The following is a 13,953-nucleotide window of genomic DNA, read 5'->3' as shown; positions in this document are numbered from 1 at the left end:
ATTCTCATACGTGTTAATAATTATCAGTATCATTATTTTTTGTATCAACATTCGTGGAAGGACGATTATGTCTCTGATCCCAAATCACAGTTATAAAATCTTGAGCTACTCACCTCAGATTAGCCCTGCATACAGACAGAAACTATTATCTTTAGGTATGTTACCTGGCGCTGTGTTTAACGTTATTCGTATCGCACCACTGGGTGATCCTATTCAAATAGAAACGCACCGAGTGTCCCTAATTTTGAGAAAAAAAGATCTCGCACTCATTAATCTTAGCGAAGTGGTTCATAACGAAAAATAATCGTTATTTCTCATTCAACCAGGCAAGACAACTATTGGCATCACTATTATGACTCCTCTCACTATAGGCCTTATCGGTAATCCCAATGCCGGTAAAACAACACTCTTTAATCAGTTAACAGGCTCTCGTCAGCGTGTGGGTAACTGGGCAGGTGTAACGGTCGAACGCAAAGTTGGTCGTTTCACAACAGCAAATCATAAAATTGAGCTCGTCGATTTACCCGGGACTTACTCTTTAACGACAATTTCAGAACAGACATCTCTTGATGAGCAAATTGCCTGCCATTTCATTTTAAGTAATGAAGCAGACATGCTGATTAACGTGGTTGATGCATCAAATCTTGAGCGCAACCTCTATTTGACATTGCAACTGCTTGAGCTTGGCATTCCATGTATTGTGGCATTAAATATGCTCGATATTGCAGAACACCAAGATATGCAAATTGATATCAACGCACTTTCAGAGCAACTGGGTTGCCCTGTTATTCCGATGATTTCAACCAAAGCATCTGGCATTGATAAACTCAAAGAAGCCATTGATACCTTCCCTGCTGAAAAGAAAAAACCACAAGAATTACTGACTTCTTATCCACTATGGTTATTAAATGAAGTCGAGACACTTGCTGAAAAAATTAATCATGATGAGTTTAATTTACAGCAACGTCGTTGGATGGCATTACAGTGTTTAGAAGGGGATATCTATACCCATCAACGCGCGCAAGTCACCAGTGAAGATATCAAGGCCATTCGACAACGAATTCAAGACGAACATAATAATGAACCAGAATTAGTCATTGCTGATGCCCGTTATCAAAATATTGAGCGCATCTGTCATGCTGTGATTAATATGGAGGCCATTAAACCTAATATTCTGACGCAAAATATCGATAAAGTGATATTAAACCGTTGGTTAGGCGTGCCTATCTTCCTATTCGTTATGTATTTAATGTTTGTACTCGCGATTAATATCGGTGGTGCATTACAACCTGCTTTTGAAGGTGGCTCTGAAGCTATCTTTATTCATGGTATTCAATGGATTGGCGCAACTTTTAACTTCCCTGAATGGCTGACAATTTTCCTTGCTCAAGGTGTCGGTGGTGGTATCAATACAGTTCTTCCATTAGTGCCACAAATCGGGATGATGTATCTCTTTTTATCTATCCTTGAAGATTCGGGTTATATGGCTCGTGCTGCGTTTGTTATGGATAGATTGATGCAGGCTCTGGGTTTACCTGGCAAATCATTCGTACCACTGATTGTCGGCTTTGGTTGTAACGTACCTTCTATTATGGGTGCGCGTACTCTTGATGCACCAAGAGAACGATTAATCACGGTATTAATGGCACCGTTTATGTCTTGTGGTGCTCGTCTAGCTATCTTCGCGGTATTTGCGGCAGCCTTCTTTGGTAAAAACGGTGCGAGTGTTGTTTTCTCACTTTATCTTCTCGGTATTGTGGTTGCTATCCTCACAGGCTTACTACTAAAACACACCATTATGCGCGGTGAAGCGTCACCATTCGTGATGGAACTGCCTGTTTATCACGTTCCTCACCTAAAAACGTTACTCATGCAAACATGGCAACGTCTAAAAGGTTTCGTTGTACGAGCTGGTAAAGTCATCATTATTGCGAGTATGTTTATTGGTGCGCTAAATAGCTTTACCTTCTCTGGTAAACCTGCGGATAACATCAATGATTCTGCATTAGCTTCTGTCAGTAAAGTGATCACACCATTACTGCAACCTATTGGTGTTCACAATGATAACTGGCAAGCAACGGTTGGTTTAGTCACTGGTGCGATGGCAAAAGAAGTGGTTGTGGGAACATTAAATACCCTCTATACCGCAGAAAGCATTGTTAATGAGCCATTTGATCCTGAAGAATTCGACCTGTGGGGAGAAATTGCTGATGCATTTGGTGAAACATGGGATAGCTTAAAAGAGACCTTCACTTTAGCTGCACTTTCTAACCCAATTGAAGCCAGTAAAGGTGATGGTGAAATGGATACCGGCACAATGGGAACCATGGGTGCTAAATTCGGTTCAGGCATTGCTGCTTATAGCTACTTAATCTTTGTTTTACTGTATGTACCTTGTGTTTCAGTAATGGGCGCTATTGCTCGTGAAACCAGTCGTGGCTGGATGACCTTCTCTATTCTTTGGGGATTAAATATTGCTTACTCACTGGCTGCGTTGTTCTATCAAACCGCAACCTTTAGCGAGCATCCACAAAGCAGTACAATCACCATTGCTGCGGTTGTGATATTTAACTTTGTTCTATTTATCTTGTTGCGTAATGCTCGTAATCGTCTAACAATTAACTTAAGCAATAAGCCATCATTGGCTAAACAATGTTGTTCAAAAGGTAGCTGTCACTAAGTGACAAAGGAAAAGCAAGATGGCCAGTTTGATAGAAGTACGTGATTGTATCGCCCTTAATGGTCGAGCCGATGCCCGTCTTATCAGCCATCAACTCAATATGCCTGAACCGTTGGTGCAAGCAATGTTAGAGCGGCTCACATTGATGGGGAAGCTTCAAGAAGTCGATGTCGAGGATTGTCTTACGGGTAGCTGTAAAAGTTGCCCAGAAGCCACCGCCTGCCAGACAAAGCTTTATCAAATAGTCTAACAAATTGATAAATACCATCATGAAAATCCCTTACTTTATGTAGGGGATTTTTTTATCTAATGCGCAAGATGAATCATTTTCATCTTCCTATTTAATGATTTACTTTCCTAACTATCACGGCATAATCCATTAAATATAGACGTAAAGACGTCTATTTAATTTCACTTAATAAGAATATAAAAATTATGCCAATAACTGAATTTTCATCAACGATCACCACAGGCGAGCAAGGCAGATTACAAATGCAATGCGCGTCGCGCCAATTTCAATTTTTACTTGATGAACCTGAATCACTGGGAGGTAAAGACAGTGCAATGAATCCTGTGGAAGCACTATTGGGTACTTTAGGTGCTTGTAAAGGTATTGTGGCAAAAAGCTTTGCACGTATGCACAAAATTAATCTTAAAAATATTCGCATTGAAGTCAAAGGCGAATTAGATACCGATGGTTTTACCGGAAAAAATAAAGAAGCCAAAATTGGTTTTAGCAAAATTACGACCGAGTTTTTTATTGAAGCCGATAATAGTGAAGAAGAGATCGCCGCATTTATCGCTTTTATTGAACGCACTTGCCCTGTTGCCGACACAATAAAGAATGCACCGATCCTAGAAACGTCATTTCATCTCGAAAACGTGCTCGCATAATCATGCCGTTATTGCTGCCCTTAATAAAAGGGCGGCATTATTACAGCTGACATAAAATAAGAATTAACTTTATCGAAAAATGCGCTCTAAACTCGCTATTTTTAGACTATAACCTACGCTTAATTGGTATGATAAGTAATATCACTTATTGGATGATAAAAATAACATTCCCTTTTTAAAGGATAATATTATGCCAATTATTGAGTTTTCATCTGTTATCACTAATGACGCATCTTCTCCCTTACAAATGCAATGTGCTTCACGACAATTTACGTTAATTGTTGATGAACCTGCTGCTTATGGGGGGGAAGACAGTGGCGTTAATCCAATTGAAGCGTTACTCGCCTCAATTGGCGCCTGTAAAGGAATTGTTGCTAAGAGTTTTGCACGGCTTCACCGTATGAACCTTAAAAATATCCGTATTGAGATGAAAGGCGAGATCGACCCTGATGGATATATGGGAAAGAATAAGCGTGTAAAAATCGGTTTAAGTCGTATTTCAACACATTACTTTATTCAAGCTGATAATACAAAAGAGGAAATACAGACATTTATTGATTTTATTGAACATACTTGTCCACTTTCTGACACCATCAAAAATGCCCCCACGTTTCATACTTCTATTGACATTGGATAAATAACATCAGCATAAAAAGATCTGCCCTTATAAAAAGACAGATCTTTGAAGATAATTATAACGTTGTATCACAACCCTCAATTAACGCTTGAGTAAATTCATCTGGATGTGAAATAAATGGCGCATGAGCCGCATTACGGAAAATAACAGAAGGTGAATGAGGATAAATAGCATCTAATAATCCAGCTACTTTCCGAGGAACTAAGCCGTCTAAATAACCGTAAAAACGAATAAAAGGACAATTCAACGTTTTTAGCTCTTCTCGCAAATCCTCAGTACGCAGAATTTCTAATCCACCATTGAGCACTTCAACAGAAGGAAGAGGTTGCTCTAACACCACTGATTTTAATGCTTTCATATCTTCACGTGCACTTTGTGTGCCCAATGTTTGCAGTGCTAAAAAACGTTCAACTGTACGATGAAAATTCTCGTTTAACTGTTGTTCAAATCCCTTTAACACTTCAGGTTTGATACCCGGCCAATCCTCATGAGCACCAAAGCAAGGCGAAGAAGCCACCGTAATCAATGCTTGCACATTATTAGGATTATCTAAAACAACACGGCTGGCGACTAATCCACCTAAAGACCATCCTAACCAAATGGCATTATCGGGGGCTTTGGCAAAAACAATGTCCGCCATCTCTTTTAATGTGAGAACAGGAAAACCCTGGCTACGACCATATCCTGGGAGATCAACAAGATGCAGTGTAAAATGCGAGCTTAGTCGCGGTATTAATGATTGCCAGACCTCTGCATTCAATCCCCATCCGTGTAATAGCACAAGATGCGTTTTTCCTTCACCCATTGTCTGCCAATACAATTTATTCATTGTTATGCTCTCTTCTCTTAGTACAGGGATTTTCATTATGTGGATAACAATAGCAGGATATTGTTGGTTATGTCGCCAACCCTTACATTATGATACTAAAGGTATTTGTTCGAGTTGTATTCGACATTTACCTAAACAGTATAACCGCTGCCCATGCTGTTTATATCCCTCATCTCACTCTATGATGCTATGTGGACGCTGCTTGCAATCGCCTCCATTATGGAAACAGATGTTGACAGTCACTGACTATCAACCGCCATTAAATAAATTATTACACCTTTATAAATACCAACCTCGCCCTCAAATAGCTTTATGTCTTGCACGACTTTTTCTATTGCGATGGCTTTCACATCGACGAGAAAATTTGGTGCAGAAACCAGACAGAATTATTAGCGTTCCTTCGCATCATCATCGCCGTTGGTCTAGAGGCTTTGAGCAAGTAGAAGCTATCGCTAAGCCTTTGGCAAGGTGGCTAAATTGTGCTTATCAACCGGATACCCTGATAAGAACTCGTGCTACACTGGTGCAAACGCATCTTAATGCCAAACAAAGGCAACAAAATTTAAAGAATGCATTTGTATTAAATAACACAGTGTCGGTATCAGGGAAAAATCTGGCACTAATTGATGATGTTATCACTACAGGCGCGACATTAAAGAGCATTGTACCCTTGTTATTTCGTGCGGGAGCACGCTCTGTTGAGGTATGGGCTATTTGTCGAACCTTGTAGTTAACCGCCAATTGGGCGTATGATAACCAACCAGAACAGTCAACTATTGAGCAAGACGATATGATTATTATTACTGATGCCGCACAGGCGCATTTTGCCAAACTACTGGCTAACCAAGAACCCAACACCCAAATTCGTGTATTCGTTATCAATCCAGGCACACCTAATGCTGAATGTGGCGTTTCATACTGCCCACCTGATGCCGTAGAGCCAAACGATACTGAAATTAAGTTCGAAAAACTTTCTGCGTATGTTGATGACATCAGCGCACCTTTCTTAGAAGATGCGGAAATTGACTTTGTCACTGACCAACTGGGCTCACAATTAACGCTGAAAGCACCTAACGCAAAAATGCGTAAAGTCGATGCTGATGCACCGTTAATTGAACGTGTTGAATACGTACTGCAATCACAAATTAACCCACAATTAGCCGGCCATGGTGGTCGCGTTAGTCTGATGGAAATCACTGAAGATGGTTATGCTATCTTACAATTTGGTGGTGGCTGTAACGGTTGTTCAATGATTGATGTCACATTAAAAGATGGTATCGAAAAAGAGCTGTTAAACCTGTTCCCAGATGAATTGAAAGGTGTGAAAGATTTAACTGAACACCAACGCGGCGAACACTCCTACTACTGATCCTTCAGTATCACATCCCCTATGATACTCACCTGCACTGATATCATGGGGGATTTGTTTATTAAAATAAGCATTTACAAAGTGTAACGTCATCTTTACCCATTTGACGTTATGATAAATGTATCGTTCTCTCGCTCAGAACAAATAAATCAATTAACAATATAATAAATAAGACAATTATGGATAAGTTTCAATTTCTCAGCATTGAACAGGCCTATCAATTCTGGACATCTCAATCAGCAATCTTAGTTGATGTTAGAGATCCTCAGAGTTACCGCATTGGTCATGCTACCGGCGCATTTCATCTCACCAATGATACGCTAAACCAATTTTTACAAGATGCTGACTTTGATGTTCCTGTTATGGTGATGTGTTATCACGGTCACAGCAGCCAAGGCGCAGCTCAATATCTGGTCAATATGGGCTTTGAAACCGTTTATAGTATCAACGGTGGTTTTGAAGCATGGCTAAGAGAGTTTCCACAAGCGATAACTTCTCTGCAATAACTACAGATGAGTTTTGTTAATGATCCACATTATTACGCTTTCTAACCCTCAAGCAGCTGATTTATTTGTCAATTATATGGCAACGAAAGGTGTGCGAATTCACGCAAAAAATGAAAATCAGCAGATCTCACTTTGGTTAGAAGACCAACATCAGTTGGATATGGTTGAAAAAGAACTAAATACTTTTTTACGTGAGCCTTTTCACCCACGTTACCAAGCTGCAAGTTGGCAAACCGGTGATCCGAAAAACACAGGTATAAAATATCGCCCTGCCTTTTCAATAAAAAATATGGTGCAACGCTCAGGGCCATTAACGGTACTGGTGGTCATTTTATGTGCCCTTATTTTTATTTGGCAACAAGTCGTAGGTGATTATGATGTTATGCTCCATCTGGCATGGCCTTATAAAGAGAGCCTGAACTTTGAAGTTTGGCGCTATATCACCCCTGCGTTTGTTCACTTCTCACTCATGCACATCGCCTTTAACCTTGCGATGTGGTGGTATCTCGCAAGTCAAACAGAACAGCGATTAGGTACGGGTAAATTATTTGTCATCATGCTCGTTTCTGCGCTCTTTAGTAACTGGGCACAATCACTGTTTACAGACTCTAATTTTGGCGGACTCTCCGGTGTTGTTTACGCATTAATTGGCTATGTAGGCTTAACGGGAATACGTAATCCAGAAAAAGGTATTGGTGCTCCAACCGGCTTAATCGGCTTTTCGATTTTGTGGATTGTTGCGGGTTATATGGGCATTTTAGGTGACTCTATCGGAAATACTGCACATTTTGCAGGCTTCCTTATCGGCTTATTGATGGCTTTGTGGGATAATCGACATCAATTATCTCGTAGATCATAATAAAATTAACATGATATTTTTAACATTAGGGGATACCTGTGAAGCAAACGCAACGACATGATGCCATCATTGAACTGGTACGCCTACAAGGCTATGTCAGCACTGAAGAATTGGTGGAGCATTTTGAAGTCAGCCCACAGACAATCCGACGTGATTTAAATGAATTAGCGGAAAAGAACAAAATCCAACGTCATCACGGTGGTGCTGCATTACCTTCAAGCTCAGTGAATACGGCTTATCATGATCGTAAAATCATGTGGTCTGATGAAAAATCACGTATCGCACAACGAGTAGCAAGCTTAATTCCTGATGGTGCAACACTGTTCATTGATATCGGAACAACACCTGAAGCCGTCGCACATGCTTTAATTAACCACAAAAACCTACGTATCGTGACCAACAATCTCAATGTGGCAACGTTACTGATGGGCAAAGAAGACTTTCGCTTAATTCTTGCGGGTGGTGAAGTACGTACTCGAGATGGTGGTATTGTTGGTGAAGCCACTCTTGATTTTATCTCTCAATTCCGTCTTGATTACGGCATTTTAGGGATAAGCGGCATCGATATGGATGGTTCTCTACTTGAGTTTGATTACCATGAAGTTCGAACTAAACGCGCAATTATCGAAAACTCACGCTGTGTCATGTTGGTAACTGACCATTCTAAGTTTGGTCGTAATGCAATGGTGAATTTAGGCAATATGAATTTGATCGACTACTTATTTACCGATCAAGAACCACCAGCAGGGATCCAAAAAATTGTTGAGCAACACAACGTTCAACTCGAATTATGTTAATTAAATAAATTCCTCAAAAAGTACCTTCCTAGGTACTTTTTTTTCGCCTATTTTCTACTAAAATCAAGTTAACTCACTCTATTTACTCTCTTTTCTAATATATCGACTCTCTTTTTTTATTAATACATTAACAATGTTGTTTATTTTTAATAAACCCACAAAACATGTGGATATGATAATAAATTGTTATCCATATCACGCGGTTATGTTTTTTATCAGTTATATAGTTGGCATTTTCATCAAACTTCATTACAATTATGAGCGAAAACGAACATTAAAGAATTGTTTCGCGCATTCGTAGGAGGATGTTATGAAAACTCAAGACTTGATTGTCATCGGCGGCGGAATAAACGGCGCTGGAATTGCGGCGGATGCAGCTGGCCGAGGCCTTTCAGTACTTATGCTGGAAGCTCAAGACTTAGCAAGTGCGACATCTTCCGCTAGCTCTAAACTTATTCATGGTGGCTTACGTTATCTAGAACATTATGAGTTTCGCTTAGTGAGCGAAGCACTGGCAGAACGTGAAGTATTATTACGCTTAGCACCACATATCGCATTTCCAATGCGCTTTCGCCTGCCACACCAACCACACTTACGACCAGCTTGGATGATCCGTATTGGTCTATTCCTTTATGATCATTTAGGAAAACGAGTCAGCTTACCAAGCAGTAAAGGCATTAAATTTGGTGCAAACTCGGTGTTAAAACCAGAATTAACACGTGGTTTTGAATACTCAGACTGTTGGGTTGATGATGCACGTTTAGTAGTACTCAACGCACAAGAAATCGTCCGCCGTGGCGGTGAAGTCCGCACTCGCACTAAAGTCACTCGCGCTTGGCGTGAAAATAATTTATGGATGGTAGAAGCACAAGATGTACGTACTGGTGAAACATCGCTCTATCAATCCAAAGCACTTGTTAATGCCGCTGGCCCTTGGGTTAAAACACTGTTTGATGAAGGCTTAAAACTAAAATCACCTTATGGCATCCGCTTAATTAAAGGTAGCCATATTGTTATTCCTCGCGCTCATAACGAACCACAAGCTTATATTTTACAAAACGAAGATAACCGTATTGTTTTCGTTATTCCTTGGATGGATGAGTTCTCTATCATCGGTACTACGGATGTTGAATATAAAGGTGATCCTAAAGATGTCGCGATTGATGACAACGAAGTTCAGTATTTACTGAAAGTCTATAACGATCACTTTAAAAAGCAGTTAACTAAAGAAGATGTGGTTTGGGATTACTCTGGCGTGCGTCCATTATGTGACGACGAATCAGATTCACCACAAGCCATTACTCGTGATTACACCTTAGATGTTCACGACGATAATGGCCAAACACCACTGTTATCTATATTTGGTGGCAAATTAACGACTTATCGTAAATTAGGTGAACACGCTGTTGATAAACTGGTGAGCTACTTCCCTAACATGGGTAAACCGTGGACTAAAAATGGTCAATTACCGGGTGGTAATTTAGAAGGTTGTGATCGTGATGGCTATTCTCGTTTAATTCGTCAACGTCACCCTTGGTTACCAGAAGCACTAGCACTGCGTTTTGCCCGTACTTACGGTAGCAACACTGAATTACTGCTTGAAGGTATTACTGATTTAACCGGTATGGGTGAAAACTTCGGTCATAATCTGTATGAAGCAGAATTACGTTATTTAGTAAAACATGAGTGGGTTATCGAAGTTGATGATGCTATTTGGCGTCGTACCAAACTCGGCATGTGGCTAAATGACGAACAAAAACAACGTATTAGTCAATGGTTAGCGGCAAATACACACACTGCATAAGAGTAGTAAAAATATTCTCTGACTCTGTTCGATGTTTTTATTAGCAATTTTTGTGGCGCCTAATACCGCGCCACTTTTTTTTGCTTTTTTTTACCAAAATGCTCAAATTGTTCATTATTAACAGTGAGCTAATTGTTTTTCTAGAAAAGCTTTTAACACGGTTGCATTATTTTGTTGCTCATCTTTACCTGAATAAAGTAATACTAGCGGTTGCTCTTTTGCTATTACAAGAAGAGGTCGCCAATGTTCAGGAGCGCCTGTCAATTCTTCAATATAACGTTGGGTAAATTCAGTAAAATCACCGCCACCAGCATGAAACCATTTTCGTAATTCGGTCGAAGGTGCAACCTCTTTATTCCACTCATCATAATGAAAGTCTGTTTTTTTCACGCCTCTTGGCCACAATCTATCCACTAATACGCGATAACCTTCATGGGTTCCCTCTTTATCGTTATACACTCGCTTACAGGTGATCATTTCGCCGCCCTTCAATAAGTTAACTCGTTTAATTATAGAAGAAAAATTATACAGCTTATGTATGGTGAAGTTGATTTTCTTTATAAAGAAGACTTCAACATGAAGTTTTCTCTCATTTCTATTGAATTATCCTCATCAAAAACAGGGTGAATAGTTGTTGACTAAATAACCTAATTAAGAGAATCTACATCCAGACGTCTAAATGGTTAGATGGGTAAATAAGTAGTGATACTTAAATAAGAATAACAACACAGTGACATGATTGATGAGGTACAGGTATGAGCTTTTATCACGCAAGCCAACATGAAGCATTAAATCAAAATCTTGCCGAACTTGATGGTCAGATCCAAGTTTCCTTTGAGTTTTTCCCGCCTCGTACTGAAGAGATGGAAAATACTCTTTGGCAATCTCTTGCGCGCTTAAATACCTTAAAACCGAGCTTTGTTTCTGTGACCTATGGTGCAAACTCAGGTGAGCGAGATAGAACTCACTCGATTATTAAAGGAATTAAAGAGCGCACAGGATTAGAAGCCGCACCGCATTTAACTTGCGTTGATGCCAGCCGAGAAGAGCTACAACATATCGCGCAAGATTATTGGCAAAGTGGCATTCGCCATATTGTTGCTTTACGAGGCGATTTGCCAGACAACACTCAAAAACCCGATATGTATGCTACAGATTTAGTTCACTTACTCAAAGGTGTGGGTGATTTTGATATCTCTGTTGCGGCTTATCCTGAAGTGCATCCTGAAGCAAAAAGTGCACAAGCAGATTTAATTAACTTAAAAAGAAAAGTAGATGCAGGAGCAAATCGCGCGATTACTCAATTTTTCTTTGATGTCGAAAGCTATTTACGTTTTCGTGATCGCTGTGTTTCTACGGGTATTGATGTTGAGATCGTACCGGGAATTTTACCTGTCACGAATTTTAAACAACTAAAACGCTTTGCAGGTTTAACCAATGTGAAAATTCCGGGTTGGATGCATAAAATGTTTGATGGGTTAGATAACGATCCTGAAACACGTAGTCTGGTAGGTGCTTCTATTGCTATTGATATGGTGAAGATTTTAAGCCGTGAAGGGGTCAAAGACTTCCATTTTTATACACTTAATCGTTCAGAATTAACCTACGCTATCTGCCATACTTTAGGTGTTCGACCTGAACTAGTGCAAGCCTGATCCAATCTTACAATTACCCCGCCAATTAAGCGGGGTGATATTTTGATGAATTACTCATCAAAATGATACGGTTTTTCTACCGGTAATAGGCTGTATGCGGTGTCGAGATCACCATTAGCAATACAAGCATCTATTTTACGTACCTTATCAGTAATATCCGTAATATTCACAATCCACTCTTTGCAATATTTTTCCACGGCTTGATTTCGCAAACCAATTTGGATGGTGCGATAACTGAGTCGATTCAGATAAATATCACGTTCAGGATCCCACTGAATGCGGATATCACTGGTTTCTGACGCCTCTTTCCAAGCTTCGGCACTGACATAGCGGTCTGGATCAAAATGACTCACAACACCTTGAGTCAGCATCTCTTGAAAGCCTTCATGCGTAATATCAACCGCAAGAATAGAAGCTTGATTAGCGTCTTTACGTCCCCAACCAGAACGGTACATCATCCAAAGAAAGGAAGGTTTTACCCAAGTCATACGGGTCATACTAAAAGGGGGCGAAACAAATGTTCCGTTTGCGACTGCGCTCTGAGCAATAGTATTTGAATAGGCTTGATAAACACGAACAAAATCATTCGTATAATATGCCCTTACTTCACACTCAGGACATCGGTCAACATCATCGTTCATCTTTCTTTAATATCCTTTTATATTAATAAAATGGAACTATCCGCTTAAATTATGAGCCTCTGATTGCAGATAATCAAGAGCCCCTATTTTTGTTAAAACGAGATAAGTAGGGTAGCGCGCATTTGTAAAAGTAAAAAAAAGAATAACAATAAAACGAGCAGACTAATGTTCCTATTGTGTTTTATTTATACAATGATGAGTCAATTAATCTTGCTAATCGACTCACAAAGTGAGGCGAATAAGAGATTTAATTGACTCATTGAGTAGAGATTAGGCGCTCGATAAGTTGTGTTTTTATTAATGCAGGGGATTTAACTGCGGTGCCAGCTATCTTTGCAGACATGATTTCAAAGGCTTTTTCGACTAATAACGCTTCGTCTTGCTTCATTGACCACACATTATTAGGTAAAAAACTTAGCATCACATGATCATCGAAGGTACCAATATGAAGATGAGCCGGAATACTTCCTTCACGCTGACGAATAACACTCAATAAACCTTCAAGAATAGGCAATGATGAGGCAATAAAATGAGAAGGTATTTGCTGATGTTGCTCCAGATACTGTTTCATCATCTGCTCACCATCTTTAGTCGTATTATGCTCAGCATAAGAGACAGTGACACGGTTATCATCACCATAATGCCCTTTTATGGCTTGCACATAACCGCGCAAACGCGCTGCGATGGTGGGTAATAATGCATCACCCGCAAAAAAATGAATTGGCGCATCTAGCTTTATCATCGCTCTTGTCAGTTGAGCACCACTGTCACAGTTATCTGAAGCGACACAAATAGCCTCACTGACAGAGAAATCTCTATCTAAAAAAACCAATGGTTTTTGACGATGCTTCACATGATGTAGCTGATTTTTTCGGCTTGATGAGACAATGAAAATACCATCAACATTACGCTCATCCATTGATTTAACGAGTTTATTTTCATTTTTGATATCACCATAGGTACAGCTAATCGTGAGCTGACAACCAATCTGGTGACAATGCATCTCTAATTTTTCAGCCAAAGCAGCGAAGAATGGGTTAGAAAGACGAGGGATAACCAATCCGTAGGTATCTGTTTTATTGAGTTTTAAGCTTCGAGCTGCATGATTGACGGTATAACCAAACACCTCAACATAGTCCGCTATCTTCTTTTGTGTTTTTGCACTGATCCGGTATTGATCACCTTTGCCATTTAATACCAATCTGACTGTGGTAATAGACAAATTCAGGTCATTTGCAATCTGTTCAACTGTTTTTGCCATTAATATTCCATATTGATATTG

16 protein-coding genes are annotated in these 13,953 nt (G+C 39.8%); 12 read left to right on the top strand and 4 right to left on the bottom strand.

The window, feature by feature from the left end:
- Window positions 1-67 precede the first annotated feature (67 nt).
- From feoA to GTK47_RS03270, 5 genes are all read left to right on the top strand, one after another.
- On the top strand, window positions 68-304 hold the full coding sequence (feoA, locus tag GTK47_RS03290; protein WP_036914344.1) for a ferrous iron transporter A: 237 nt from the start codon (window positions 68-70) through the stop codon (window positions 302-304).
- 48 nt (window positions 305-352) lie between these two features.
- Window positions 353-2,680, top strand: coding sequence for a Fe(2+) transporter permease subunit FeoB (feoB, locus tag GTK47_RS03285; RefSeq protein WP_165122130.1), 2,328 nt, complete (start codon window positions 353-355; stop codon window positions 2,678-2,680).
- A 19-nt stretch (window positions 2,681-2,699) separates the two neighbouring features.
- The gene (locus tag GTK47_RS03280; RefSeq protein ID WP_109395065.1) at window positions 2,700-2,930 is read left to right on the top strand and encodes a FeoC-like transcriptional regulator; all 231 of its coding nucleotides are present in this window, start codon (window positions 2,700-2,702) and stop codon (window positions 2,928-2,930) included.
- A 185-nt stretch (window positions 2,931-3,115) separates the two neighbouring features.
- Window positions 3,116-3,574 carry an OsmC family protein gene (locus tag GTK47_RS03275; protein WP_165122129.1) on the top strand — a complete coding sequence of 153 codons (459 nt, stop codon included), beginning with the start codon at window positions 3,116-3,118 and terminating at the stop codon, window positions 3,572-3,574.
- Window positions 3,575-3,764: 190 nt separating this feature from the next.
- Complete coding sequence (locus tag GTK47_RS03270; RefSeq protein ID WP_165122128.1) at window positions 3,765-4,211, top strand: OsmC family protein; 447 nt, start codon at window positions 3,765-3,767, stop codon at window positions 4,209-4,211.
- Window positions 4,212-4,266: 55 nt separating this feature from the next.
- Here GTK47_RS03270 and bioH read toward each other — a convergent pair whose 3' ends face one another.
- A complete protein-coding gene (gene bioH / locus GTK47_RS03265) occupies window positions 4,267-5,040 on the bottom strand; it encodes a pimeloyl-ACP methyl ester esterase BioH (protein ID WP_165122127.1) in 774 nt (257 codons plus the stop codon).
- 37 nt (window positions 5,041-5,077) lie between these two features.
- Between bioH and gntX the strand changes: the two genes are divergently transcribed.
- The 6 genes from gntX to glpD all read left to right on the top strand — a co-directional run bounded on the left by gntX (window position 5,078) and on the right by glpD (window position 10,375).
- Window positions 5,078-5,770: a DNA utilization protein GntX gene (gene gntX / locus GTK47_RS03260; protein ID WP_165122126.1), complete on the top strand. Its 693-nt coding sequence runs from the start codon at window positions 5,078-5,080 to the stop codon at window positions 5,768-5,770.
- A 60-nt stretch (window positions 5,771-5,830) separates the two neighbouring features.
- The gene (gene nfuA, locus GTK47_RS03255; protein WP_023583208.1) at window positions 5,831-6,409 is read left to right on the top strand and encodes a Fe-S biogenesis protein NfuA; all 579 of its coding nucleotides are present in this window, start codon (window positions 5,831-5,833) and stop codon (window positions 6,407-6,409) included.
- 179 nt (window positions 6,410-6,588) lie between these two features.
- Window positions 6,589-6,915: a thiosulfate sulfurtransferase GlpE gene (gene glpE / locus GTK47_RS03250; protein ID WP_069369522.1), complete on the top strand. Its 327-nt coding sequence runs from the start codon at window positions 6,589-6,591 to the stop codon at window positions 6,913-6,915.
- Between the two features lie 19 nt (window positions 6,916-6,934).
- The gene (gene glpG / locus GTK47_RS03245; RefSeq protein ID WP_165122125.1) at window positions 6,935-7,774 is read left to right on the top strand and encodes a rhomboid family intramembrane serine protease GlpG; all 840 of its coding nucleotides are present in this window, start codon (window positions 6,935-6,937) and stop codon (window positions 7,772-7,774) included.
- Window positions 7,775-7,812: 38 nt separating this feature from the next.
- Window positions 7,813-8,571 carry a DeoR/GlpR family transcriptional regulator gene (locus GTK47_RS03240; RefSeq protein ID WP_006534541.1) on the top strand — a complete coding sequence of 253 codons (759 nt, stop codon included), beginning with the start codon at window positions 7,813-7,815 and terminating at the stop codon, window positions 8,569-8,571.
- A 310-nt stretch (window positions 8,572-8,881) separates the two neighbouring features.
- Complete coding sequence (gene glpD / locus GTK47_RS03235) at window positions 8,882-10,375, top strand: glycerol-3-phosphate dehydrogenase (protein WP_165122124.1); 1,494 nt, start codon at window positions 8,882-8,884, stop codon at window positions 10,373-10,375.
- 117 nt (window positions 10,376-10,492) lie between these two features.
- Here the strand turns inward: glpD and GTK47_RS03230 are convergent, their stop codons facing one another.
- Window positions 10,493-10,852 (bottom strand): DUF488 family protein, encoded by a 360-nt coding sequence (locus tag GTK47_RS03230; RefSeq protein WP_109401608.1) that lies wholly within the window; start codon window positions 10,850-10,852, stop codon window positions 10,493-10,495.
- A 278-nt stretch (window positions 10,853-11,130) separates the two neighbouring features.
- Here GTK47_RS03230 and metF point away from each other — a divergent pair, with 278 nt between their 5' ends.
- Window positions 11,131-12,030 carry a methylenetetrahydrofolate reductase gene (gene metF, locus GTK47_RS03225; protein WP_098941645.1) on the top strand — a complete coding sequence of 300 codons (900 nt, stop codon included), beginning with the start codon at window positions 11,131-11,133 and terminating at the stop codon, window positions 12,028-12,030.
- A gap of 50 nt (window positions 12,031-12,080) precedes the next feature.
- On the opposite strand, the gene GTK47_RS03220 is transcribed toward metF, so the two are convergent.
- Window positions 12,081-12,671 carry a DUF4291 domain-containing protein gene (locus tag GTK47_RS03220; protein WP_165122123.1) on the bottom strand — a complete coding sequence of 197 codons (591 nt, stop codon included), beginning with the start codon at window positions 12,669-12,671 and terminating at the stop codon, window positions 12,081-12,083.
- 256 nt (window positions 12,672-12,927) lie between these two features.
- Window positions 12,928-13,932, bottom strand: a complete 1,005-nt coding sequence (locus GTK47_RS03215; protein WP_109401611.1) for a LacI family DNA-binding transcriptional regulator — start codon at window positions 13,930-13,932, stop codon at window positions 12,928-12,930.
- Window positions 13,933-13,953 lie beyond the last annotated feature (21 nt).

Source organism: Proteus sp. ZN5 (assembly GCF_011046025.1).
Taxonomy (GTDB): Bacteria; Pseudomonadota; Gammaproteobacteria; order Enterobacterales; family Enterobacteriaceae; genus Proteus.
This window is presented reverse-complemented; position numbering and strand designations above follow the sequence as displayed.